This is a genomic window from Bacillus sp. Bvel1 (assembly GCF_014872755.1).
Taxonomy (GTDB): Bacteria; Bacillota; Bacilli; order Bacillales; family Bacillaceae; genus Bacillus; species Bacillus velezensis.
Map to the genome: position 1 here is coordinate 88,019 of NZ_JAAOBZ010000006.1, position 24,583 is coordinate 112,601.

General features: G+C 47.8%; 26 protein-coding genes. 12 read left to right on the plus strand and 14 right to left on the minus strand.

The genetic code is table 11. From position 1 onward, the window contains the following. Positions 1–43 precede the first annotated feature (43 nt). Together HAP68_RS04510 and HAP68_RS04515 are read left to right on the plus strand one after the other, a co-directional pair. Positions 44–1,159 carry a mechanosensitive ion channel family protein gene (locus HAP68_RS04510; protein WP_003155296.1) on the plus strand — a complete coding sequence of 372 codons (1,116 nt, stop codon included), beginning with the start codon at positions 44–46 and terminating at the stop codon, positions 1,157–1,159. Positions 1,160–1,183: 24 nt separating this feature from the next. Further along, positions 1,184–1,954: an NAD-dependent protein deacylase gene (locus HAP68_RS04515; protein ID WP_178091922.1), complete on the plus strand. Its 771-nt coding sequence runs from the start codon at positions 1,184–1,186 to the stop codon at positions 1,952–1,954. Between the two features lie 33 nt (positions 1,955–1,987). Here HAP68_RS04515 and HAP68_RS04520 read toward each other — a convergent pair whose 3' ends face one another. Continuing rightward, a complete protein-coding gene (locus HAP68_RS04520) occupies positions 1,988–2,836 on the minus strand; it encodes a polysaccharide deacetylase family protein (RefSeq protein ID WP_014304711.1) in 849 nt (282 codons plus the stop codon). A gap of 256 nt (positions 2,837–3,092) precedes the next feature. Here HAP68_RS04520 and dat point away from each other — a divergent pair, with 256 nt between their 5' ends. Continuing rightward, a complete protein-coding gene (dat, locus tag HAP68_RS04525) occupies positions 3,093–3,944 on the plus strand; it encodes a D-amino-acid transaminase (RefSeq protein ID WP_003155292.1) in 852 nt (283 codons plus the stop codon). A gap of 42 nt (positions 3,945–3,986) precedes the next feature. Here dat and HAP68_RS04530 read toward each other — a convergent pair whose 3' ends face one another. After that, the gene (locus tag HAP68_RS04530; protein WP_015388489.1) at positions 3,987–4,571 is read right to left on the minus strand and encodes a TetR/AcrR family transcriptional regulator; all 585 of its coding nucleotides are present in this window, start codon (positions 4,569–4,571) and stop codon (positions 3,987–3,989) included. A gap of 108 nt (positions 4,572–4,679) precedes the next feature. Between HAP68_RS04530 and HAP68_RS04535 the strand changes: the two genes are divergently transcribed. Next, positions 4,680–5,231, plus strand: a complete 552-nt coding sequence (locus HAP68_RS04535) for a hypothetical protein (protein ID WP_003155290.1) — start codon at positions 4,680–4,682, stop codon at positions 5,229–5,231. A 38-nt stretch (positions 5,232–5,269) separates the two neighbouring features. Here HAP68_RS04535 and HAP68_RS04540 read toward each other — a convergent pair whose 3' ends face one another. Beyond that, a complete protein-coding gene (locus tag HAP68_RS04540) occupies positions 5,270–5,770 on the minus strand; it encodes a universal stress protein (protein ID WP_003155289.1) in 501 nt (166 codons plus the stop codon). A 420-nt stretch (positions 5,771–6,190) separates the two neighbouring features. Between HAP68_RS04540 and bmrC the strand changes: the two genes are divergently transcribed. Both bmrC and bmrD read left to right on the plus strand, forming a co-directional pair. After that, a complete protein-coding gene (gene bmrC, locus HAP68_RS04545) occupies positions 6,191–7,948 on the plus strand; it encodes a multidrug ABC transporter ATP-binding protein BmrC (protein ID WP_003155288.1) in 1,758 nt (585 codons plus the stop codon). Next, positions 7,945–9,966 carry a multidrug resistance ABC transporter ATP-binding protein/permease BmrD gene (gene bmrD / locus HAP68_RS04550; protein ID WP_024085076.1) on the plus strand — a complete coding sequence of 674 codons (2,022 nt, stop codon included), beginning with the start codon at positions 7,945–7,947 and terminating at the stop codon, positions 9,964–9,966. Before bmrC ends, bmrD begins: the two co-directional genes overlap by 4 nt. Positions 9,967–10,004: 38 nt before the next feature. Here the strand turns inward: bmrD and HAP68_RS04555 are convergent, their stop codons facing one another. From HAP68_RS04555 to HAP68_RS04575, 6 genes are all read right to left on the minus strand, one after another. Next, positions 10,005–10,625, minus strand: coding sequence for an NAD(P)-dependent oxidoreductase (locus HAP68_RS04555; RefSeq protein WP_003155285.1), 621 nt, complete (start codon positions 10,623–10,625; stop codon positions 10,005–10,007). 28 nt (positions 10,626–10,653) lie between these two features. Beyond that, positions 10,654–10,779, minus strand: coding sequence for a hypothetical protein (locus HAP68_RS19505; RefSeq protein ID WP_003155283.1), 126 nt, complete (start codon positions 10,777–10,779; stop codon positions 10,654–10,656). A gap of 100 nt (positions 10,780–10,879) precedes the next feature. Further along, positions 10,880–11,086 (minus strand): alpha/beta-type small acid-soluble spore protein, encoded by a 207-nt coding sequence (locus tag HAP68_RS04560; RefSeq protein WP_003155280.1) that lies wholly within the window; start codon positions 11,084–11,086, stop codon positions 10,880–10,882. Positions 11,087–11,310: 224 nt separating this feature from the next. Further along, positions 11,311–11,526, minus strand: coding sequence for a YheE family protein (locus tag HAP68_RS04565; protein WP_012117190.1), 216 nt, complete (start codon positions 11,524–11,526; stop codon positions 11,311–11,313). An 82-nt stretch (positions 11,527–11,608) separates the two neighbouring features. After that, a complete protein-coding gene (locus HAP68_RS04570; protein ID WP_003155277.1) occupies positions 11,609–12,967 on the minus strand; it encodes a YheC/YheD family endospore coat-associated protein in 1,359 nt (452 codons plus the stop codon). Beyond that, positions 12,957–14,048 carry a YheC/YheD family endospore coat-associated protein gene (locus tag HAP68_RS04575; RefSeq protein ID WP_014304716.1) on the minus strand — a complete coding sequence of 364 codons (1,092 nt, stop codon included), beginning with the start codon at positions 14,046–14,048 and terminating at the stop codon, positions 12,957–12,959. Before HAP68_RS04575 ends, HAP68_RS04570 begins: the two co-directional genes overlap by 11 nt. 237 nt (positions 14,049–14,285) lie before the next feature. Between HAP68_RS04575 and HAP68_RS04580 the strand changes: the two genes are divergently transcribed. Both HAP68_RS04580 and HAP68_RS04585 read left to right on the plus strand, forming a co-directional pair. Then, a complete protein-coding gene (locus HAP68_RS04580) occupies positions 14,286–15,419 on the plus strand; it encodes a DUF445 domain-containing protein (RefSeq protein WP_003155272.1) in 1,134 nt (377 codons plus the stop codon). A gap of 85 nt (positions 15,420–15,504) precedes the next feature. Further along, positions 15,505–15,855: a YlbF/YmcA family competence regulator gene (locus tag HAP68_RS04585; RefSeq protein ID WP_003155271.1), complete on the plus strand. Its 351-nt coding sequence runs from the start codon at positions 15,505–15,507 to the stop codon at positions 15,853–15,855. A gap of 38 nt (positions 15,856–15,893) precedes the next feature. Here the strand turns inward: HAP68_RS04585 and HAP68_RS04590 are convergent, their stop codons facing one another. Next, positions 15,894–17,033 (minus strand): DNA alkylation repair protein, encoded by a 1,140-nt coding sequence (locus HAP68_RS04590; RefSeq protein ID WP_079891867.1) that lies wholly within the window; start codon positions 17,031–17,033, stop codon positions 15,894–15,896. A gap of 383 nt (positions 17,034–17,416) precedes the next feature. Here HAP68_RS04590 and HAP68_RS04595 point away from each other — a divergent pair, with 383 nt between their 5' ends. From HAP68_RS04595 to HAP68_RS04605, 3 genes are all read left to right on the plus strand, one after another. Further along, positions 17,417–18,283, plus strand: coding sequence for a Cof-type HAD-IIB family hydrolase (locus tag HAP68_RS04595; RefSeq protein ID WP_003155269.1), 867 nt, complete (start codon positions 17,417–17,419; stop codon positions 18,281–18,283). Positions 18,284–18,395: 112 nt separating this feature from the next. Continuing rightward, the gene (locus HAP68_RS04600) at positions 18,396–19,898 is read left to right on the plus strand and encodes a coproporphyrinogen III oxidase (RefSeq protein ID WP_003155268.1); all 1,503 of its coding nucleotides are present in this window, start codon (positions 18,396–18,398) and stop codon (positions 19,896–19,898) included. 102 nt (positions 19,899–20,000) lie between these two features. Further along, entirely contained in the window at positions 20,001–21,290 is a 1,290-nt protein-coding gene (locus tag HAP68_RS04605; protein WP_024085078.1) for a lysine N(6)-hydroxylase/L-ornithine N(5)-oxygenase family protein, read from the plus strand. 26 nt (positions 21,291–21,316) lie between these two features. Here the strand turns inward: HAP68_RS04605 and HAP68_RS04610 are convergent, their stop codons facing one another. Genes HAP68_RS04610 through HAP68_RS04620 form a run of 3 tightly spaced genes read right to left on the minus strand, consistent with a single transcriptional unit; the run spans position 21,317 to position 23,417 of the window. Continuing rightward, positions 21,317–22,531, minus strand: a complete 1,215-nt coding sequence (locus tag HAP68_RS04610; protein ID WP_024085079.1) for a cation:proton antiporter — start codon at positions 22,529–22,531, stop codon at positions 21,317–21,319. Between the two features lie 7 nt (positions 22,532–22,538). Beyond that, positions 22,539–23,036, minus strand: a complete 498-nt coding sequence (locus HAP68_RS04615) for a cation:proton antiporter regulatory subunit (protein WP_003155265.1) — start codon at positions 23,034–23,036, stop codon at positions 22,539–22,541. Positions 23,037–23,063: 27 nt separating this feature from the next. Further along, complete coding sequence (locus tag HAP68_RS04620) at positions 23,064–23,417, minus strand: hypothetical protein (RefSeq protein WP_007610381.1); 354 nt, start codon at positions 23,415–23,417, stop codon at positions 23,064–23,066. Between the two features lie 185 nt (positions 23,418–23,602). Here HAP68_RS04620 and HAP68_RS04625 point away from each other — a divergent pair, with 185 nt between their 5' ends. Next, positions 23,603–24,370, plus strand: a complete 768-nt coding sequence (locus HAP68_RS04625) for an enoyl-CoA hydratase (RefSeq protein WP_007409232.1) — start codon at positions 23,603–23,605, stop codon at positions 24,368–24,370. A 24-nt stretch (positions 24,371–24,394) separates the two neighbouring features. On the opposite strand, the gene HAP68_RS04630 is transcribed toward HAP68_RS04625, so the two are convergent. Then, positions 24,395–24,580, minus strand: coding sequence for a YhzD family protein (locus HAP68_RS04630; protein ID WP_003155259.1), 186 nt, complete (start codon positions 24,578–24,580; stop codon positions 24,395–24,397). Positions 24,581–24,583: the final 3 nt, after the last annotated feature.

Below are 24,583 nucleotides of genomic sequence, written 5' to 3' on the forward strand. Positions count from 1 at the left end.
TTTTAGTATAATAGATTTTCGACAAGACAAAGGAGCATATGCCATGATGACACAATTTCAGAGCTTTTTTACTCTTGACCATATTTTGCAGATCAGTATCAGCATCGGAATTTTAGCGGCTTTTCTCGTTTTGAGAAAACTGTTTGTCAAATACTTTTTTCAGCTCATTTACAAATTGGCGAACAAGCCGAAAACCGACATATTCAAACAGATTGCCGTAGCGTTTGACAAGCCGGCCAGATGGTTTTTCGTGGCGCTGGGTCTGTTTTTGGCGATTGAGTATTCGCCGTTTTTAGACGGGCAGATGGACATTGTCAAAAAAATGTACCGCTCTTTGATCATAGCGCTGATCGCCTGGGGGCTTTGCAATCTGACATCGGCGTCTTCGTTTTTATTTCATAAAGTCAATCAGCGCTTTGAGCTTGATATGGATGACATTTTGGCGCCGTTTTTATCCAAGGTGCTGCGCTTTGTCATTCTCGCGCTCAGCGTCAGTGTGATCGCGCAGGAATTCAATTATGATGTAAACGGGTTCGTGGCCGGACTCGGACTTGGCGGCTTGGCCTTCGCGCTTGCGGCTAAAGATACGATCAGCAATTTTTTCGGCGGCATTATCATCATTACGGAAAAGCCGTTTACGATCGGCGACTGGGTCGAGACGTCATCTGTGACGGGGGGCGTTGAAGATATCACATTCCGAAGCACAAGGTTCCGGACGGCGCAGGGGGCGCTTGTTACCGTACCCAATTCAACGCTGTCCATGGAAGCCATCACAAACTGGACGAGGATGACGAAGCGCCAGGTCACGTTTTCCGTTCGTGTTTCTTATGCGACGCCGATTGATCGTTTAGAGCGGTGTATCACAAGGCTCAGGGAAATGCTTCGTGAACATGAAGGCGTGCATGATGATACGATTATGGTTAACTTTGACGTGTTTGCGGACAGCTATTACAATCTGTTTTTCAACTTTTACACAAAGACCATCGTCTGGGCGGAAAGCCTGGACGTGCGGCAGGATATCAACCGCCGGATTATTGATATTTTTGCTGAGGAAGGCGTGGAGTTCGCCTATCCGGGCCAGAATGTATTCGTAAAACAGAAGAGCCACGATGATCCGGTTCATGTGAAGGATCATTCCGGAGAAAAAGAACGGGCATAACAGGCGCCGTTCTTTTTTCATGATATGATAAAAAGAAAAGGCGGTGGAAGAGTGGAAGCGTTTATAACATTGATCAATCAGGCTGAACGTATCCTGGTGCTGACGGGAGCGGGAATGAGCACGGAATCCGGCATTCCCGATTTTCGTTCGGCGGGCGGTATATGGACCGAAGACACCTCCAGAATGGAAGCGATGAGCAGGGAATACTTTGAACGCCGTCCGCGTGAATTCTGGCCTAAATTCAAACAGCTCTTTCAGATGAAAATGAGCGGAAGCTATGAGCCGAATGCCGGCCATACGTATTTGGCGGATCTTGAAAAGCGGGGAAAGCAGGTAGACATTTTCACGCAGAACATTGACGGACTGCATAAGAAAGCGGGAAGCAGCAGTGTCTATGAGCTTCACGGTTCAATTCAGACCGCCGCATGCCCCCGCTGCGGAGCGCGCTACGGGCTTTCTCATCTGCTGAAGGACGAAGTGCCGGAATGTACGGCCGAAATCGGTGATCATGCGGTATGCGGCACCGTATTAAAGACGGATGTCGTGCTGTTCGGCGATCTCGTTCAGCATTTTGAAACCCTTTATGAAAAGCTTGATAAAGCTGATCTTCTTCTTGTGATCGGCACTTCGCTTGAAGTGGCGCCGGCAAGGTTTGTCCCTGAGGATGCGGGCCGGATTCCCGGTTTGAAGCAAGTGATCATTAACCTAGAGCCGACATATTGCGACCATTTATTTGATCTTGTCATCCATGAGAAGATCGGTGAATTTGCAAAACGGATCAGCGCCGCGACATAAAAAAAGCCGGATCATATACAGATCCGGCTTTTCTTATTCATGGACGGGAATCATTTGATCCGTCAGAACATCAAAGGAGTAGCCCTGAGCTTTCAGTTTTTGGATCAGGCTCGGTAAAGCGTGCACCGTCGCAGGCAGATCGTGCATTAAAATGACATGCGGCCTGCTCGTATGAACGCTTTCCAAATATGCGAGCTGATTCAATACTTCCGGCACGTACCGCGCGTTTTTGTACTTCCAGTCTTCACTGTCTATCGTCCAGTCCCAGTACACGAATCCGTCTTTTTCGAGATTCTTAATCTGGGCATCCGTCAATGACGGTTTACTGCCGTAAGGCGTGCGGACAAGATCCGTTTTTACTCCAGTGATTGTCTCGAGCGTATCGCGTCCCTGCTGCATTTCGTTCAGCGGTGATGTCGGTGTTTGATAAAACAGGTGATTATCGTGCGTCACGCCGTGCAGGCCCAGCGCGATCCCTTCCTGCTTCGCTCTTTGCACGGAATGCTTATAGGCTTTCATCCGCGGTTCAAGCATAAAAAAAGTGGCCTTTGCGCCATTTGCCTTCAATACATTCAACAGCTGTTCAGTATATGGAGACGGCCCGTCGTCGAAGGTTAAATATACCGTTTTTTTCCCTGGGTCACGCTCTTTCTGCAAATGTTTCATTAAGACGTCGGGAGAATCATTTTTCAGCCGCAGGCTTTCTGCTTCATCCCGAAGCTGCCCGTTTGCGGTCACGGTGACCTGTTTGTTTTTTGCGGCGGAAGCGGAATATCCCATTATGACGATTACCAGAAGCAGTCCGCACAAAACTGCTAAACTCGTAAGTTTAAAAGCCAATGAAAACAGAGAAGGGGAAGCACCTTCTTTTGTGTTGCGCATAACAATCTCTCCAGTAGCATAAGTTTCTGCATAATGCCGATAACAGCGGAGGCTTGCGAAGTGCCATAAGTTAACAGCATATGTATGTCGAATCAAGTATACAGGAACAAAACTGGAAAAGACATAGAAAAGATGTCGAATAATAAGATTTTAAGAAAAAAATAAACTCCGCAGCCGGCTCGTTCAGTATGATAGAATAGTTGACAATAACAGCTGAGAATGCACATCACGGCAGATAACGATTAGGAGGGTTTACATGAAGACATTAGTAAACGGCCAGTTGATTGATCGTGAAGAAGCGGCAGTTGATATTGAGGACCGCGGATATCAATTCGGTGACGGTGTGTATGAGGTCATCAGAGTGTATAACGGCGCCTTATTCGGTCTGCGTGAGCATATCGCCCGTCTTTTCAGAAGCGCCGCAGAAATCGGCATCACCCTGCCGTTCTCCGCAGAGGACATAGAATGGGATCTGCAAAAGCTCGTACAGGAAAACAAACTCATTGACGGCGGGGTCTATATACAGACGACGAGAGGGAAGGCGCCGCGGAAGCACCAGTATGACGAAGGATTGGAGCCGCAGACGACGGCATACACCTTTTCAGTGAAAAAACCGGAAAATGAACAAAAAGCCGGAGCGCAGGCCATCACGGCGGAAGACAAACGCTGGCTGAGGTGTGACATTAAGAGTCTGAATTTACTGTATAATGTGATGATAAAACAAAAAGCCTATGAAGCAGGCGCTTATGAAGCCGTGCTGATAAGGGACGGGGCGGTCACGGAAGGAACCTCATCCAATGTATACGCCGTCATAAACGGCACCGTCCGGACGCATCCTGCAAATGAGCTGATTTTAAACGGCATTACGCGGATGAAACTGTTAGAGCTGATGAAAGAAAACGGGATTGAGGTGCGGGAGAAGGCTCTTACCGAAGAGGAACTCAGAGATGCGGATGAAATTTTCATCTCGTCAACCACGTCTGAATTAATCCCGATCGTAACCCTTGACGGAAAACCGGTCGGAAGCGGATCGCCGGGACCTGTAGCCAAAACGATTCAGGAGGCTTTTCAGTCGCACATTCAGCAGGAGCTCGGCGTTCAGTCATAAGCTGAAAAAAAGGCCGGAACACATCCGGCCTTTTTGCTCCAGTCAGATAAAAAGAGATTCGATATGCTGAACGAGTACACGGGAGATCTTCTCTTTTGAAAGACGATCAGGTTCAAGCATGGCATGCAGCGCCAATCCGTCGGCGATAGCGTACATTTTCTCCGCTTCGGTTTCTTTATCAAGATTCGGTTTCAGAAGCTTATTTTCATCCAGCCAGTCAATCAGGCCGCGGATATATGCCAAGATCCCGTCCTGCTGGGGTTGAAACTCTTCTCCCTTATGTCTGGCATAAGCTGTGAAAGCGAACCACACCTCCATTTCAGCCATCGTTTCTTCATCTGTCGGGATAATTTCAAGCATCAGACGCACCGCTTTTTCTTTCGGCGGCAGATCTTTCATGGCAACTTCGTTAATTCTGGCGGCCGCTTTTTCTTTTACGAGTGTCATCGCATACCCTAAAAGCTCATCCTGGGTGGTGAAATAGTGCCTCAGCGCGCCTAAAGAAAGACCCGCTTCTTGGGCGATGTTTCTCACTGTCGCTCCTTCCATTCCCCGCTCCAAAATCGTCCGCCAAGTGGCTTCGGCTATTTGTTTTCTTCTTTTTTCATGATCGATTATTTTAGGCATGGTTCCAGTGTAACAGGAAATATTTTTTCTTGCAATTTTGTAATACAGTTGTATTAAATAAAAAGCAGTGATACAATGCATTTTAGAAAACGATAAGGGGGAACCGGATTGAACGCGATTGCTTGGTTGATTGTCATTTGTGAGGCTGCTTTTTGGGCGGCTGTCATCTTCGGATTGGCTGCGCGCTATATATTCAGGCGGCAAAAGCTCGGAATGTTTTTTTTCGCTCTCATTCCTATATTGGATGCCGTACTGTTTCTGGCGGCCGCAGCTGATTTATACAGAGGGGCGGCGGCGACTATGGCGCATGCAGTGGCGGCCGTTTATATCGGAGTGTCTGTCGCCTTCGGAAAAAGCATGATTCAGTGGGCGGATGAGCGGTTCCGCTATTATGTGGTAAAGGAAGGGGCAAAACCGGTCAAGCGGTACGGACTGGATTATGCCAAACATTATGCAAAAGGATGGGGAAGACATGTATTAGCATTTGTCATCGGCGGCGTTCTTTTAGCCGGAACGGTATTTCTCATTCAGGACGCTTCCCGCACCGAAGCGCTCAGCGGACTGTTAAAGGGCTGGTCTGTCGTATTGTGCATCGATTTTTTGATCATGGCGAGTTTTTTTGTAATGCCGAAAAAAAGAAGAAACAGCCGGGAGCTGTAAAAAAAGCAGCTTTTGATTAAGCTGCTTTACAGAAAGAATTATTTTACGATCAGCACGGGAATATCGGATTTCGATGACAGTTTTTCACTGACGCTTCCGAATAAAAGTTTTTTCAGCCTGTTCTGGTCCCGGCTCCCCATGACGATCAAATCCGCCGATATACGGTCGGCATGCTCGATAATGGCATCAGCGGGATCACCTTCTAAAATGTCGATATCCCCGTCAATCTGGCTGTCGTTCATCAGCATTCTCGCTTCCGCCACGATTTCTTCCGTACGGTCTTCATAAATCATCGGATCAGGGGAGATTCTTTCCGCCTGGAGCGGGTCAGGAACGCTTGCAATCCCGCCGCCGATATACGTTGCCCCGGCTCCCGGCCTCGGGGGATCAACAATCGTCTGGGTATCTTTTGCATTGTGGGAATGTACGACCGTTAAATCCGCGTGGAACGTCTTTGAAAGGTCTATGGCTTTTTGAAGCGCTTTTTTACTATCATCACTTCCGTCAAAAGCTGCTATCAACCGGTCTGCGTGAAACATCAGCCTCATCCTTTCAGTAAAAAAGGTTTGTTTTACAATACCCGTGCGGCAGAAATGTAAAACCCGCATTGACAAAAAAAGGATTTATTTATATGATGAAGGAACAATATAGGAAAAAGGAGGTATGGATCATGTCAAAACTAAAGCTTGTCAACTCATCTTCAGCTGAATACCGGCGTGACTTCCATACAGCTTCCGTTTTCTGAACATTTGCTTAAAAACGGGGCAGTCGCGCATAAACGGCGGGTCTGTACCTTATTTATAATAATAAGAGGCATGGAGCTGAGGCTTCATGTCTTTTTTTATACAAAAAAATGAAAGAAAGACAGGTGTGATGCATGTGGCGGCATTAGCGAAAACAATGAAAAACAATCCGGAAAAGCTTGAGGGCGGCTGATTGATGAAAGGGGATGACGGTATTTGTTTACTGTATTAAAAAAGCTCGCGTGGTTTTTTAAAGCCTATTGGCTGCGCTATACGACAGCGATTGTTCTGTTATTGATTGTGAATGTCATTGAGATGTTTCCGCCTAAACTTCTCGGTAATGCGATAGACGATATGAAGGCGGGCGTGTTTACGAAAAGCGGGATGCTGTTTTACATATGTGTTTTTCTCGCATTAACGGCAGCCGTCTATTTACTGTCTTATTTTTGGATGTATCAGCTTTTCGGCGGGGCGAATGTCATGGAGAAAATTCTCCGGTCAAAACTGATGGGAAGGCTTCTTCAAATGTCACCGCCGTTTTACGAGAAATACAGAACGGGCGATTTAATGGCGCGGGGGACAAATGACCTGCAGGCCGTCAGTATGACGACGGGCTTCGGGGTCTTAACGCTCGTTGATTCGACGATGTATATGCTGACGATATTTTTGACAATGGGGCTTCTCATCAGCTGGAAGCTGACATTTGCCGCGATTATTCCGCTGCCGATAATGGCGGCTGCGGTCAGCCTGTATGGAAAAAAGATCCATGAGCGGTTTACGGAAGCGCAGGATGCTTTCGGATCATTAAATGACAAGGTGCTGGAGTCGGTATCCGGCGTCCGGGTCATCCGGGCATTTGTGCAGGAAAAAAATGATGTCAGCCGGTTCGGTGATATGACGGCGGATGTATATGAGAAAAATATGAAAGTGGCGTTTATCGATTCACTTTTTGAACCGACTGTGAAACTTCTCGTCGGCCTCAGCTATCTCATAGGTCTCGGCTACGGCGCTTATCTCGTTTTTCAAAACCGGCTGACGCTGGGAGAGCTGGTATCGTTTAACGTGTACCTCGGAATGATGATCTGGCCGATGTTTGCGATCGGAGAATTAATCAATATCATGCAGCGCGGCAATGCCTCCTTGGATCGTGTCAATGAGACGCTTTCCTATGAGCCTGACGTGATCGGGCCCAAGCGCCCCGCCGGCATCAAGGAGCCCGGGCGTCTTGTTTTTGAACAAGTGACTTTCACGTATCCGAGCGGAGCGGGACCGGCGGTTTCCGATGTATCTTTTTCCGTAGAAAAAGGGCAGACACTCGGCATCGTCGGGAAGACGGGAAGCGGAAAGACGACGATCATTAAGCAGCTGCTGCGTGAATATCCGCCCGGTGCGGGAGAGGTCACGTTTACAGGCGTTCCGATTCAGGAGATCCCTCTTGAGGAGCTCCGCGGGTGGATCGGCTATGTGCCGCAGGATCATATTTTATTTTCTAAGACTGTAAAGGAGAATCTGCTTTACGGACGGCAGGATGCAAACGAAGAGGAAATCGGCGGCGCGCTGAAAGATGCGCATTTTGAAAACGATATCGGCATGCTTTCCGACGGGCTTGAGACGCTTGTCGGCGAGAAGGGCGTAGCGCTCTCGGGCGGACAAAAGCAGCGCATCTCAATTGCGAGAGCGCTTTTGACCGATCCTGATATTCTCATATTAGATGATTCGCTTTCTGCCGTAGACGCGAAAACGGAAGCCGCCATCATTGACAGCATCCGTAAAAAACGGCGGCATAAAACAACGATTATCACCACCCACCGGCTCTCGGCAGTTGAACACGCAGATCTCATTCTCGTCATGGACGAAGGCCGGGTGTCTGAAAGAGGCACGCACCGGGAGCTATTGGCGCAGAACGGCTGGTATCGAAAACAATATGAGAGGCAGCAGCTGTCCTCTCTTGAAGAAGGGGGGACGGGCGCATGAAGACCGGGAGAAGATTATGGAATTACGCGCTTCAATATAAGAAGCTGCTGATATGGGCGGTCGTCCTGCTCATTATTGCGGTCGGCACTGAGCTGACCGGTCCGTTTATCGGAAAAAAAATGATTGATGACCACATTCTCGGCATTGAAAAAACATGGGTTAAAGCCTCTGCGGACGATCCGGGCGCCGTCAGGTTCCGGGGGCATGATTATGTCAGGGAGGACCGGCTCAAACCGGGGGCGGATAAAACCGGAGAGGCGCACATTTATCAAGTCGGTGCGGGCTACTATTTTGTTGACCGTCCCGTCAGTTTTGACGGAAACCGTTCGGTGTCTGACGGCCGGCTGACAATATCAAACGGTAAAGAAAGCAGGTCATATCCCGTCATTACGTTATCAAGACAGGAGATTTTTGAATTTTACCGTCCGGAAATAAAAGGATTGCTGACGTTGACCGCCATTTATGCGGGATTGCTCATGTTTTCCGTATGTTTTCATTACGGTCAGCATTATCTGCTGCAGATGGGAGCGAACCGGATCATACAGCGCATGAGGCAGGATGTATTTTCACACATTCAGAAAATGCCGATCCGCTACTTTGATAATCTGCCTGCCGGAAAAGTCGTGGCCCGTATTACGAATGACACAGAAGCGGTGAGGGATTTATATGTAACGGTGCTGTCGACATTTATCACAAGCGGCGTTTATATGCTCGGCATTTTTACGGCGCTGTTTATGCTTGACGTCAGGCTGGCCGCCGTTTGCCTTCTGATTATTCCGATTTTAATGATCTGGTCGGTTGTGTACCGCAAATACGCATCCGTCTTCAATCAAAAAATCCGTTCCATTAACAGTGACATCAATGCGAAAATGAACGAGTCCATTCAAGGAATGCCGATTATTCAGGCGTTCCGCCGCGAGAAGGAAACGATGAAGGAATTTGAAGAATTGAATGAAGCTCATTTCCGCTACAAAAACAAAATGCTGTCCTTAAATTCCCTCATGTCCCACAGTCTTGTCAATGTGTTGCGCAATCTGGCGTTTGTCGGGCTGATCTGGTATTTCGGAGGCGCGAGTCTGAGTGCGGCCGGAATTGTTTCGATCGGTGTTTTATATGCATTTGTTGATTATTTAAACCGTTTGTTCCAGCCGGTTACGGGGATTGTCAACCAATTTTCGAAGCTTGAATTGGCCCGTGTCTCTGCCGCCAGAGTATTCGAGCTTTTACAGGAGGAGGAAACGGAAGAAGAAGGCGCTCCCGCAGACAGAAAGGCGGAAGGGACAGTGGAATTCCGCGATGTTTCTTTTGGATATCGAAAGGGAGAAGAGGTGCTGAAACACATCAGCTTTACAGCTGAAAAAGGGGAGACGGTCGCCCTCGTCGGCCATACGGGGTCCGGCAAAAGCTCCATCCTGAATCTTCTGTTCCGTTTTTATGATGCCCAAAAAGGGGATATCCTGCTGGACGGTAAAAGCATATACAGCATGTCAAGGCAGGAGCTGAGGTCGCATATGGGCATTGTGCTGCAAGACCCGTATCTTTTCTCGGGCACGATCGGCTCCAATGTGACACTCGATGATCAGCGTATTTCTCTGGAGCAGGCGGAAGAAGCGCTTCGCCAAGTCGGCGCCGCAAGCCTTCTGCAATCTTTGCCGAAGGGCATCAGAGAGTCCGTCACCGAAAAAGGCGGCACACTGTCCTCAGGCCAGCGTCAGCTGATTTCTTTTGCAAGAGCGCTTGTGTTCGATCCGGCCATTTTAATTTTGGATGAGGCGACGGCGCACATTGACACCGAAACAGAAGCGGTCATTCAAAAAGCGCTGCAAGTCGTTCAAGAAGGGCGCACGACATTTATTATCGCCCATCGGCTTTCCACGATCAGACACGCAGACCAGATTCTCGTGCTGGAAAAGGGCCGCATCATTGAAAAGGGAAGCCATGACGAATTAATGGCGCAAAAGGGGCAGTACCATCAAATGTATGAATTACAGAAAGGAACGGCGAAATCCGCGGTGTAATCGGAAAGGGTGAATCAAAAGATTCGCCCTTTTTTCATTCAGTAAGCCAGTCCCACCCGTTTTCTGACAAACTGCGGGCTGATCAGCTCGCGGTACAGAAAATGCGCCGTGTCTCCGACTGTGATTTCGGCGCCGTCTTCAGGAAGGCGATCCTGTTCGAACCGGTAAACTCCGGCAGCGTCTCCGTCAGGAAGGTAGGTGGGGCAGATGATCGTCCAGTCAAGATCCTCTGCCAGCAGCATCTCGTATACGCGGGCGTGTTCCTTTGCGGCTCTTGTTGATTTTCGTTTTGATTCTGCCGATTCAAAACGGTATTGATCAGGCATAAGCCGTGATTGAAGGATACCCGCGGTGCCGATCGTAATCAGACGCTGAACATGATGCCGTTTCATGCCGTCTATTATATGGGTCATAGCGGCTGAAAGGGTATCGTCACCGTCCGTGCCGAGACAGCTCACGACTGTGTCCGCTTTGGAAATCAATCGGCTGACATCTTCCCGCCGCCTCGCATTCCCTGTTATGATCTGTTTTTCAGGAATGGGAAGGACTGTTCCGGCTGATCTGACAAGAGCGAATATTTCCATGTGTCCATGTTTCTGCGCTTCTTTTATAAAAGCCTGTCCGACTCTTCCCGTTGCTCCGAGTAAAGCGATGTTCATGTAAAAAACCTCCTCGCCGCTCATTATATCATTCAAAGCAGCGGGGAAAAGAATGCCTGTGAATAAACGGGAAATGGTGGGCAACATATTCATTGACCAAAGAAACACTTACGAACTGAAACAGCTCCCAATTGACTGAGGCAATGAATGACATGTTTTCCCTCCTTTTTCCTAGGGTATGTGGAATAGGAAAAAAGGGTGACGGCATAAAAGAAGACGCGGTATCCCGCGCCTTCTGTAAGCCATTTATTGAGTTATTGTACGCCTTGGCCGCCCATGTTCTGCTGTGCGAAAGATACTAAACGTTTCGTGATTTCTCCTCCGACAGAACCGTTTGCACGAGAAGTTGTTTCTCCGCCAAGGTTTACGCCGAACTCAGAAGCAATTTCGTATTTCATTTGGTCGATTGCTTGAGCAGCGCCGGGTACTAATAGTTGGTTTGAAGAGTTGTTGTTTGCCATTTGTATGATCTCCTTTATTAAGTAGTATGGTTGGGTTTGCTGGAATTGCACCAGCCGATGATTTTCGGAATGAAAACCATTGCCAGCTCGGCTTCACCCAATGCTGTTTGCCGCTTTGTACTACGTATTATGGTGAATCAAACGGCATCTCATTCGGAAAACCGGGTGGTAAATAGCGGAAGGAAAAAGAAAAGCCCAGCCTGATGCGGCTGAGCTTTTAGCTTTCAGTCATATATGTGATAAAGCATTAATTCGTGCAGCTCTTTTACGAGAGCCGGCTCTTCTTTTCCCGGATGTGTGTGTCCCCATTCAATGTCACCGGACTTATGGTAAATCCCTTCATAATGCGTACCCTGCCAGTAAAATGAAATCCGCCATCCGGGCAGTTTCTCTTTTTTGAATAACGGTTTCCAGCTGAAGTGCGAAATCATGACGTTCACGCTCCTTGTAGGAAATGTTGATCTTGTTCATTGTAGCTCATCATTCTGTGCCTGTCCCGGGTAAAACCCAAAAAAGACAGCCTCACCGCCAAAGTTTTTCCGGGGCGGTGATGGACCGTTCTGATAAATAGGACGCGTATTCAAAATTTCTCCGTTTTGTCAGGTAATCGACCGATCTCAGCTTCGGATGGGAAAAAATGCTGCGCCCGGGGCGGGAATTGGCTTCAAACATCCAAACTTTCCCTGAATGATCGACGCCGAGGTCAAAACCGATTTCGCCGATAAAACCTTCAATGTGCTCATTTAACACGCGGCTGACCGCCAAGGCGGCTTTGGAAAGTTTCCGCATCATGCCGACTCTCTCTCGCGGATCGCCGTATAATTCAGCTAACGTCCTGACTTCTCCGCCGGTTGCCAGATGCGTCGTGATGCTGTTTTCACCGGAAATTTTTGCTGCAATGGCCGTCACTGTCCATTTCCCCTCGGCGTTTTTATTCGTGTGCACCCTGAAATCGACGGGGCGTCCATCCAGCCGGATCAGGTCAATGCCTTGCTGAATTAAAAATGCGGACGGGTCATTGTTTTCTTTAAATGATTTCATGAAGGATGCCGCATCTGAATACTCTGCCGTCACCACCGTTTTTTCCTCATTCGTGTGTTTGACAGATAAGCCGGCATCTGTTTTTTCCACCCTGTAAATCCCCGTTCCGAGTGCGCCGTCTGCAGGTTTGATATAGACGGTGTCAAATGTGTTGCATAACGTCTCTAACGCCTCTGCATTCGGGTGCAGGACAGATTTTGGCAGGAGTGAAGCGGTGAGGCTGTTTTTTTCCAGAAGCTTATGAATGTCCCATTTATTAAAGAATTGCGGATTAAACCACGGAATCTGATAGTCATTCATCAGCCTCTGTTTTGTCTGCTGTAAAAGCGGAACTCCTTCCGTTTTTCGGCTCGGGAGCCTGTCATATACGACATTCGGAAGCGGGACGGACGTCCGTTTCCAGCTGTTTTCTTTATAAATCAGCGCTTGGACGGTGCCTTCTTCCCAGTTGATCTGATGAGCTCCGAAAACGAAACAATATCCGTTCGCCTGTTCATGAAGTGAGAGCATCTTGGAAAAGAAGGCTGTACGGTCTCTTAACGGGCGGGACGGCGATGATGTGAACCCGGCTGTGAAAACGCCGATCAGCGGTCCGATGTGCACCGTCTGGCCGTGTATGAGAAAGTCAGCCCGGCTTTTATACGGTATCAACAGCTCCTCAAACAAATCTTCAGAAAGGAGCGCGCTTTTTTCAAGTGATTGAGAAAAGGCTACACGGCATTTGACAACCTTGGTCCCGAAGGCAGCGGATAAAAGCCCTTCCCGTTTCATGGAGGAGGGGAGAAACAGCGTATTTTTGCTTTTTTTATCGATGCCGACAATCATCCCTTTATGATTCACGCGGTAATACTCCCTTCCTGCTGTCCTGTGACTGAAGTTCGCGGAAGCGTCTCAGCGGACCCGTATACAAATCCTCTTTCGCCTCCGGAGCCACGCTTAAAATAGCTTTCCGTCCCGGCTTTGAATTGACATCCAAAAGCCAGATGCGTCCGTCTTTGGCATAACAAATATCGAGCCCCAGCTCAAACAGCGGTCCGAACCGTTCATCAAGGAAATAAGGAACGGATTGGGTGATCGAAAAGACATCATCCAATAAAACGGCCTGCTGCTTTCTCGGAATTTCCTCAAACCATGTGTCAAACTTAATCGGTTCTGATCCTCCGGGCAAATGAGATAAAAGACCGTTCTGATAACCCCTTCTGACCGCTTTTCCGACCGTTTCCCAAACGCCTGACTCCGTTTTGCGCATGAAAATGCGGATGTCGCACGGATGCCGTTCTTTATCCTGGATATTTAAGTAGGATTGAAGCAAATAGCGGTGCTGCAGCACTTTTTTGCACCAAGACTTAAAAGACACGTGATTGGAAAATGATTTTGTTTGTTTGTTTTTTCCGATATAGTAAGTGGCGGTAATTGATTTTTTGCCTGTTTCAAGCAGGATGATGCCTCTGCCTCCCGCGCCGAAAGCGGGCTTAAGTATACATGCTTTTTCCTTGGCTAAGTATAATTGCACCTGTTCATAGCGGCTGACTTCGGCCGTTTCAGGAATATAGGGACTGATCAGATGATGCTTTTGGAGCGCATCTGTAACCGTCCATTTATCAGGAAGCCCCCGCCCGATAAATTCCGTTTTCGGATATTTTTTCAGCCATTCGACGATCGGTTTGGCTTTTTGCGCTTCAGCGGATTTTCCGTAAAAACAGCGGTCGTAAATATATTCGGGAATATCGATTTCCGTTTCGTTCCACTTTCCGCTTTGCGGGTGATAGACGAGCGCTTTCACGCGCAAAGAATCCGGAAATATATCAAACGGTGTAAAGCGGGCTAAGCGCACATTATATTGAGGCGCTCTTTCAGCCAATTCCCCGGCGTAATCTTCTTCGTGCCGGCGGGATACAGACATAAAACCGAGTGTTGTCATATTACTACTCCCCCTTTATTCAAAAAGCCGCTGATGGAACGGCCCTTCCATCCAATAAATATGCTAAGCGCATCATAAAAGATGATCTACTGTAAAGAGTACGAAACAGCATCTTGCCTTATTCCTCACAAACAACAATTCAGGTTCTTCATTTGCCCGCATGCCCGCCAGCCTCTATAATACGAATAGATATATCATCAAGAAAATAGAACATAAGATGGAGGCAGAAGAAAAGGAATGGGCATAGCAGGAACGTTTCTATTTATGATCGTGATCGGAGCCGCGATCGGCGCGGTGACGAATCATCTTGCCATTCAGATGTTATTTCGTCCGTACCGGCCGTATTACCTGTTCGGAAAACGGGTTCCGTTTACGCCGGGGCTGATCCCGAAAAGACGGGATGAATTGGCAAAACAAATGGGGCTCATGGTGACGAACCACCTTTTAACCCCGGAAGGAATAAAAAAGCGGCTTTTATCAGATAACGTTAAAAACCAGGCGCTTCTTTTCGCCGAACAATTCACGCAAAAAATGGCCGCTTCCGAAATGACGGTGCACGAAGCTTTGGCCGCCGCGGGCATTCGGAATCCGCAGGAAAAGACGGATGCCTGGATTGACCGTTTTACCGATGAAAAGCTTTCGGACCTGTACCGGAAATATGAGCACCGCGCCATCAAAGACTGGCTTCCTGATGAGCTGCAGGAAAAGCTGGATGAAAAAATCCCGCTGGCCGCAGATTATATCCTGAAGCGTAGCATTGATTATTTTGAGAGCGAAGAAGGGAAAGACAGACTCGGAAATATGATTGACGACTTTTTGAATTCCCGGGGGATGCTCGGCGGCATGGTGCAGATGTTCCTCGGCAATTCAAGCTTGGCAGACCGTGTGCTGCCTGAGCTGTTAAAGTTTTTGCGCAATGAGGAAACGAAAAAGCTTCTGGCTGATCTGCTTTCTCAAGAATGGGGCAAGCTCAAATCTTATACACTTTATGAGGCCGATGAAAAGTGGAATGCGAAAGATCTGCTGTTCAGCATGAAAAAGCGGGCTTTGGCCGCACTTCAAACCGCGCCCTTTTTCGAATGCCGGCTCGGTGACATCATCTCCCGTTATGAAGGGGAGATTACGGGGACGTACGCGCCGAAGCTGCTTGATGCGGCACTCGGCAGTATTGCCGCTCATTTGGAGGATGTGCTGAAACGGCTGCGTCTTGAGGAAGTGGTCAAAGAGCAGGTTGATCAGTTTCCCGTTGAACGGCTGGAAGAAATGGTGCTGTCGATTTCCAAGAGAGAATTTAAGATGATAACGTATTTAGGCGGTCTGCTCGGCGGGATAATCGGAGCAATTCAGGCTTTGTTTGTCATTCTTTTCTAAGGAAAACATACGCCGATGATGAAAGTCGCTCCGCAGTCTGTTATAGTGGAGTGGTATGTCCGAAAGGAAGAAAGGAGCGGTTACTATGGCAGTTCATTTTTATGATGCAGCATATGATCTTGAAAAAGCTTTGCGAAACAGTGATGAATACAGCCGTCTGAGAGGGCTTTATGATCAAGTAAACGCAGATGAATCCGCAAAACGCATGTTTGATAACTTCCGCAATGTACAGATGCAGCTGCAGCAGAAACAGATGTCAGGTGAAGAAATCACTCAGGAAGAGGTAGAGCAGGCACAAAAAACGGTTGCTCTCGTACAGCAGCATGAATTGATTTCTCAGCTGATGGAAGCGGAACAGCGCATGAGCATGCTGATCGGCGAGTTAAACAAAATCATTATGAAACCTCTTGAAGAGCTTTACGGCAGCCCGCAATAAGCTCCACACCCCTCCATCTATGAAATGGAGGGGTTTTTTTATTCAACAGAAAAATCAAGCGAACCTTTTACCGTTCCGTTAATGATGACAGAAAGAGTGTGAATTCCCCGATAATGCTTGCGGGTGGTTAAATCTTTAAGGGAATGATGTTTGCTGAAGGCTTTTACGTCTCCGTTATCCATGGCGGACTCCGACATCTTAAACACCTTGCGGCTGCGGTGCCCCCTTTTCTTTACAAAATCAATCGCGTATTCAACCCTGACTTTTTGCCGGGCGGCTGAGCGGATCTGAAAAGAAAAATGTATGCTTGTTCCGATGGCGGCCGTTTCCGAATTCAGTGTAAAACGTTCCAATGAAATCCGGGAGGCGTCTTCAAACCCGAAAATCGCAAGCGCCTGTTTGTCTCCTCTTTTTAACAGTGTCCTGCAGGCGTGCTTCAAAATCCAATCCGTGTGCGGACAGCTTCCGAACCGCTCGGCTGCGGTCTGTGCCAGAAGATCCGGATGGGTTTTGGAGATGTCATTCAGGTTATTCGCCACGCTTTTTCTGACATATAACGAGTCATCCTGCATCAAGCGGTCCAGAACAGGGAGAATCGGAGAAGGATCTTCAAGAAGAGCCGGAATGGAGATTCCCCACGGCAGGCGCGGTCTTGAGCCCTCGCTGGCAAGCCTTCTGACATGTTCGTCCGGATGCTCCGTCCAGGAAAGGAACTCTTTGAACATCCGCTCCCGGTCAAGCCTGATATACGGGCGGACCGCAAATTCGGAAGTGGAAAAACGAGTGAAAAACTGAAGCGCCTTCATTGATTCTTCCCAGTGATCCGTTCCGTACTGTTGGACATAATCGGGAAAAATAATCCCGGCGAGCCCTGTGAAATGGGGAGCTGTCTCATATAAGACGTCAAGCGCCCGTATGTAATCCTTCGGCAGTGTTTCATATAAAGAGTCTGTGATCCGGCGCATCCGCTGTTTTAACGTCAGTCCGGGCCAATCTTCCTGAAATATCAGCGCCCGGCACTTGTCCCGCTCAAAAGCCGGATACGCCGATTTGACTCTGTGCAGAAGTGCTTCTGCAAATTCTTCGTTATAAATATCTTTTAATAGAGACATGACAGTCACCGCTTTTTTTCTTTTATTATATGCGAATATACGTTCCCTTTCAACTTTATCATACATTCAGCACAGATATTTCCCCTGATTTTTTTAGTTAAAAAAACCCTTGTTTTTTAACAATATTATTGAGATAATAACTCTGAAAGCGCCTACACTTACAGATGATCTAAGGATACGGTCGCCTATACTGCCTGGTATGTTAAGGGGTAGCAACAGAGAGTAAGTGAAACGAGCGCATCAACGGTCAAATAAGGGGTTCCTGATATATTTCGTTAATAGAAATGCACATTGGGGAGAAGGCAGCAAATCGATCGTATCCCAACAAAACGACAGTTCAAAGTCTGCTTGAGGCAGGCTTTTTTGCTGCGGAGAAAAGGTTGTTCTAAACAAAGAGACAGGGTCATATCCTAATGACAAGTACAGTCATCAAGGAGGGGGACTTCTCTGTGTCAAAACAAATGCTGGCGTTAAATATAGACGGAGCGCTTCTTCGCTCCAACGGCAAACTTCATCAGACGACAAAGGATGCCATCGAATACGTCAAGAAAAAAGGGATTTACGTCACACTGGTCACAAACCGCCATTTTCGCTCCGCTCAAAAAGTGGCGAAAATATTAAAGCTGAATGCAAAATTGATTACCCACAGCGGCGCATACATTTCTGAAAAAATAGATGAGCCGTTTTTTGAAAAGAAAATATCAGAAGATCACACGTTTAATATCGTTCAGGTGCTCGAAAGCTATCAATGCAATATCCGGCTTCTTCACGAAAAATATTCGATCGGTAACAAGAAGAAAGTGAACTCCAATCTGGTCGGGAAAACGATGATTCATCCGTCCGACCCGATCTTTTATCCGGTGCAGTTTGTCGAATCATTAAGTGACCTGCTCCTTGATGAGCCGGTTTCAGCGCCCGTCATTGAAGTGCATGCTGAAGATGGCCTGCAGGCTGATATAACGGATACGATAATGAAAGCATTCCCGGCCGTCGATGTGATCCGCGTCAACGGAGAAAAACTGAATATCGTGCCTAAAGGGGTTTCAAAAGAAAGCGGACTTTCGATGGTCGCCGCTGATCTCGGGCTTTCAATGGAAGAGGTTGTGGCTATCGGCCATCAGGAAGATGATCTGCCGATGATCGAGCTGGCCGGTCTCGGCGTCGCGATGGGGAATGCCTCAAATGAATTAAAAAGAAAAGCGGACTGGGTGACAAGGTCAAATGATGAACAGGGAGTCGCCTATATGATTAAGGAATATTTCCGCATGCAGCACCGCAAAGGCTTTCTCGATAAGTTCCATATGAAACGGCCGTAATCAAGAGCCGCAGACGCGAAAGGCCGGTCTGCGGCTTTTTCGCGGATTGATTTTAGCCTGTTCTTTCTGTACACTAAAGAAAGTTTTGAATCTGAAAAATAAGGTGATCACATTGCAAATAAAAATAGACGGCATAACGGATGACAGGCTGCATCGTCCGCTGCAAAACATCGCGAATTTATTTTTTGAAGAGTGTGTTCTTACGTACGGCGAAACGGAGGAACCCTCTGATCTCGTCATCTCACTTGCCATTTCTCAAGATGCAGACAGCGTGTCGGTATCCGGAGAAATCAAAGGAACCGGCGAAAAGGAACATCACACGAAACCGCTTCTTGCCGGATGGAGCGAAAAAGAAGTATTTAAACAGGTGAAAAACACGCTGTCATATGTCTACTTAAATCTTCTTCAATCGCATACGGGCATGACACAAAAATGGGGAATCTTAACCGGCATCAGGCCTACTAAACTTCTTCATAAAAAGCTGCAGAGCGGCCTGACAAAAGAAGAGGCGCATGCCGATCTGAAAAAAGATTATCTGATCCATGATGAAAAAATCAATCTGATGCAGGAGATTGTCGACCGTCAGCTCGCTGCGGTTCCCGATCTGTACCGGGTCAAAGATGAAGTCAGCATATATATCGGCATCCCGTTCTGCCCGACAAAATGCGCCTACTGCACGTTTCCGGCTTATGCCATTCAAGGACAGGCGGGAAGAGTCGGCTCCTTTTTATGGGGGCTTCACTATGAAATGCAGAAAATCGGAGAATGGCTGAAGCGGCATGATATCAAAGTGACGACCATTTATTTCGGCGGCGGCACGCCGACAAGCATTACCGCTGAAGAAATGGATCTTTTATATGAAGAAATGGTCCGCTCTTTCCCGGATGTCGCGAATATCAGGGAGATTACCGTTGAAGCGGGCCGTCCCGACACGATTACGGAGGAAAAGCTTGCCGTTTTAAATAAGTATAAGATTGACAGAATCAGCATCAACCCGCAATCTTATGAAAACGAAACGCTTAAGGCCATCGGCAGACACCATACCGTTGAAGAAACCATCGAAAAATACCATCTTTCCCGCAAACACGGCATGAATAATATCAACATGGACCTGATCATCGGCCTGCCGGGAGAAGGGACGGCTGAGTTCAGGCACAGTCTTGAAGAAACGGAAAAGCTCATGCCTGAATCTTTGACCGTTCATACGCTTTCTTTTAAACGGGCGTCAGAAATGACGAGAAACAAGCATAAGTATAAAGTTGCCGACAGACAGGAAGTGTCCCGCATGATGGATGACGCCGTCCGCTGGACAAAAGAGCACGGCTATACGCCGTACTACTTGTACCGGCAGAAAAACATTCTCGGAAACCTTGAAAATGTCGGCTACTCCTTCCCGGGTCAGGAAAGCATCTACAACATTATGATTATGGAAGAAGTGCAGACGATTATCGGTATCGGCTGCGGCGCGGCAAGCAAATTCATTCATCCGGAAACCGGAAAAATCACGCACTTCGCCAATCCGAAAGACCCGAAATCATATAATGACCGATTCGAGCATTATACAGAAGAGAAAATCAAATACTTAGATGAGATGTTCGTCAAATCTGCATTATAATATCAAAAACGGCACGGAATCAGCGTGCCGTTTTTTTATGTTTAACCGTCTGTAAAAACGGGAAAAGATCATCAGACTGTTATTCGCAAGAGGTGCATAATAATGTATGATGTCATAGGAGCGGGAATCGGGCCGTTTAATTTAGGGCTTGCCGCATTGTTAGAGGATATACCCGGAACAGACGCTCTTTTTTTCGATAAAAAGAAAGAATTTGCGTGGCATCCCGGTCTATTAATTAAAGAAACGGATTTACAGGTGGCGTTTCTGGCGGACCTGGTCACGCTCGCCGATCCGAAAAGCCGCTACACGTTTTTAAACTTTCTCCATGAACATGACCGGCTGTACCGGTTTTATACGTTTAATGAATTTGATATTCCGAGACGGGAATTTAACGACTATTTGAGCTGGGCGGCTTCAGAAATCAAATCATGCCGTTTCGGCTCAGAGGTAATCGGCGTGAAAAATGCCGGCGGACATTATGAAGTCAGCGTCAAGAACATTGAGGACGGAAGCATCAGTGTCTATCAGACGAAGCATTTCGTCATGGGGACGGGGTCTGAACCGCTTATTCCCGCAGAGATTGATGACGGGGCGCGTCAGGACACGATGGTCAGCACGGAATATTTGTTCCGGAAAGACGAGCTCGCCGGCGCCGAATCAATTACAGTGGTCGGCTCCGGACAGAGCGCCGCGGAGATCTTTTCTGACTTATTGCATGATGAACAATACCGGCGCAGCCGGCTGCAATGGGTGACACGCTCCGCCGGATTTCGAGAATTGGAAACCGCCAAGCTCGGGCAGGAAATGTTTACACCTGATTATGTGGAATATTTTAACCGCCTGCCTTTTAAAGAACGGCTGAACACACTCCCTGAGCTGGACGGACTGCGCCACGGCATTGATTCTGACACACTTGCCGCCATTTACGACGCCCTGTATCACAGATCGATCAGCGGAGGTTCACCTGACGTGTATATTCAGCCGATGGCGGAGCTTGAAAAAATTGAAAAGCAAAACGGGCGCTGTGTACTGAGCTTTCATCAATGGCAGATGGATGAAACTTTTACGGCCGATTCAGAAAAAGTGATATTGGCGACCGGCTTTAAACCTCATATTCCGGAATGGTTTACGGCAATCGCCCCCGATATCGAATGGGAGGATGAGAAACGGTTTAAAGTGACGGCCGATTCCCGTCTTGTCTTTAAGGACGACAGACGGCATCATTTTTTCACATTAACGAATCTTGATCATGCTCACGGAACGGGCGCTACGAATTTGAAGCTGTCTGTTTACAGAAACCAAAAAATCATCAATACCATTCTGGGAAAAGAGCATTTCTCCATTAATAAAAAAACGGCTTTTCAGCAATTTCTTCCCGCTCAAAAAAACTGACCTCTTATGAAGAGGTCAGTTTTTTTTTATGATTTCTGCGGCTTCTTTTCAGGCGTCTTCCATTTGAATACGCTGTTCAGCAGGAGATATATCCGCTTCGATTCTTTCGTGAGCAAAGGGCCGAAGATGGCCAGTATCAAAACATATAAGGCGGCGAAAGGTTTAAGTGAAGCGGACAGGCCGCCGGCGATGCCGAGATTTGCGACGATAATGGAGAATTCGCCGCGGGACACAATGGTCAGCCCGATATTGGACGATGCTTTATGAGAAAGCCCCGCCCGGCGCCCGGCGATCATGCCGGCGATAAAGTTTCCGGCAATCGTCAGCAGAACGGCGCCGAGGGCGAGCCATACCGCATCTCCGAGTGAAAACGGATCAATGCTGAGGCCGAAACTGAAGAAAAACATGGCCCCGAAAAAGTCACGGAACGGCACGACAAGATGCTCAATCCTGTCAGAATGGGCCGTCTCCGAAAACACGAGCCCGAGCAAGAGCGCGCCGATCGCTTCAGCGACATGAATCGTTTCGGAAAAGCCGGCAATGAAAAAGAGCGCGGCGAAAATGACGATGACAAATACCTCGTTTGAACGGATATCAAGCAGCTTGTTCAGCAGAGGCGGCAATTTCCGGGCGGCAATGAAAAACAGCAGCATATAGCCGAAAGCGATCACGATTGACATCAGCGCGCCCCCGACAGACGTCGCGTCTCCCAGAACAAGCCCGGAAACGACGGACAAGTAAACCGCCAGAAAGATATCCTCAAACATAATGATGCCGAGAATCAGCTCCGTTTCCGGATTGGCCGTGCGCTTTAAGTCGACAAGCACCTTTGCGACAATGGCGCTTGATGATATCGTGATGACGCCCGCCAATACAAGCACTTCCAAAAAGGAAAAGCCCGTGATAAAGCCGTAGATCAGCCCTAAACTGAAATTAATCAGAATATAAATCGTTCCGCCGGCGGCGATTGAACGTCCGGATTTGACTAATTTTCCGACCGAGAATTCAAGCCCGAGGTAAAAGAGGAGGAACAGGACGCCCATCCGTCCGAAAAATTCAATCACTTCCCGGCTTTCGATAAACGTCAGGTCAATGATGCCCGCCTGGAGCGCGTGCGGCCCGACAAGCATTCCTAAAATGATCAGGAAGGGGATGATCGAGAATTTAATTTTATTGGCGATGACACTCGCAATGGCTACAAGAACTAACGCCGTACCGACTTCAAATACGAGATGGTCCATAAACAGATCACACTCCGTCTCTGGAGAGGAAGTCTTGGATCAGTTTTTTCAGATGCTTTCTTTCACCTGAGAGGACGAGTGTATCGTTTGCTTCAAGGAGCGAATCAGCCCCCGGGTTTAAAAACTTTTTCTGGTCATGCTTTATGATGGCGATAACCGTCACGTCATAGTTTTGGCGCACATCCAGTTCGCCGAGCGTCCGCCCTGCCGCTTTTGCCCCTTTTTCAACTTTAAACCATTCGATAATCAGATCGCTGAACGCCATTTCAATCGATTCAAGCGCCTGCGGTTTGTACACCATCCCGCCGATAATCGCGGCAATCTGTCTTGCTTCCGCATCATCAAGTGAAATGCTTGCCAGAAGCTCATCAGGGTCGCGGTCATCAAATCTGTAAATTTCCCGCCTGCCGTCATCATGAATGATGATCGTCATTTTTTCATGATTTCTCGTTTCGATTTCGAATTTTTTCCCGATGCCGGGCAGATCGTTTTCTTTAATATTCATAAAAAATCCCTCCGGAATATACTGTTTTTACACCGTAAATACAGATTGGCAATGAGAAATGGTCTGATGCCGGAGGTAATTTGACTGGTATTGTATCGGAATGGCGCATGTCCTTTCCATTGTGGAATCAATGAATTGATCAAGAGGTTTGACAGATAACAGGGAGATCATCCGGGATAACGCACCGTATCCTTTTGACAGGCCTTGCGGAGCGGTTTTGGTTTGAACCGGCGTCTTTGCCGATTCCGTTTCCTGCGGGTAGACCGAAATTTGTACATGGCTGTCTGTTTCTGTCACCAATTGGGAAGGAAGAGCGACATCCGAAGGGGGGAACAGCACCATAAAAAAGCTCAGTAACAAGCTGAGTATCACATATTTCATTATCGGTGTTTTTCCCCCCTTTTTGTTTTGTATATCAATTTCACTATATAAAAATGTATGTTCAGTTTCAAATGATATGCATTTTTCGGTATCTGTTGACCTTGAAAAATAAAGGAGTTTCGCTTCGGGGGAAGGAATATATCATTTGAACAAAATATGTAAGCGGATTCAAGGAGGGAGTAAACATGCAGTATATTCGTTATGAAGAAAAGGGAAAGATCGCAGAGATTGTGCTGAACCGTCCTGACAGTTACAACGCGCTGAATGAACAAATGCTCCGGGAATTGGAAAATGCATGCGTTATGGCAGCCGACAGCGAAGCGCTTATCGTCCTCTTGCGGGGGGAAGGCCGGGGATTTTCCGCGGGCGGTGATATCCAGATGATGACGTCGGATCATGATTCGGGAGAATATGAACGGCTCATGAAAATGATTGAATCCATTACGCTGACGCTCTATGATATGAAAAAAATTGTGATAGCCGCCATCCACGGAGCCGCGGCGGGGCTCGGGCTGAGTTTCGCGCTGTGCGCCGATGTGGTGCTCGCCGAAGAAAACGCCCGACTCGCGATGAATTTCATCGGCATCGGATTGGTTCCCGACGGAGGAGGCCATTATTTATTAATGAGACGCGTCGGTGAGATCGAAGCGAAAAAACTGATTTGGAGCGGTGAAAAATTGCCGGCTGAAAAAGCGGTGCGGCTCAAGCTTGCCGACGGGCTGTTCAGCGGCGGCCCTGCGGAGGGGGCACAACCGTATATCGACCGATTGCTGCATGCGCCGCTGTCAGCGATGATTGAAACGAAGGCTATTTATCAGAGCCTCCATATCAGCCGGTTAAAAGACGTTTTATCTCTTGAACGAAAGGCCCAGGAAAATATGAGAAAAACGGATGATCATAAAGAGGGCATCCGCGCCTTTTTAGAAAAACGGACGCCGCAATTTAACCGGTAAAATACAGAAGCCGGAAAGCTTCTGTTATCTGTGGAATAAAATCAGCTTTCCGGCTTCATTTACCAAGCGGTGAGTACTGTTCTCAAGCTTTTTTTCCTTTAACAAAGCCTCTCCGGCGGCCTTCGCCTCCGCCTCATTATCTGCTTCGATCCGTTCATCCAGCAGCGTTTCTCCCGACGCATGGAATGCGGTCAATACATATTGTCCCATCAT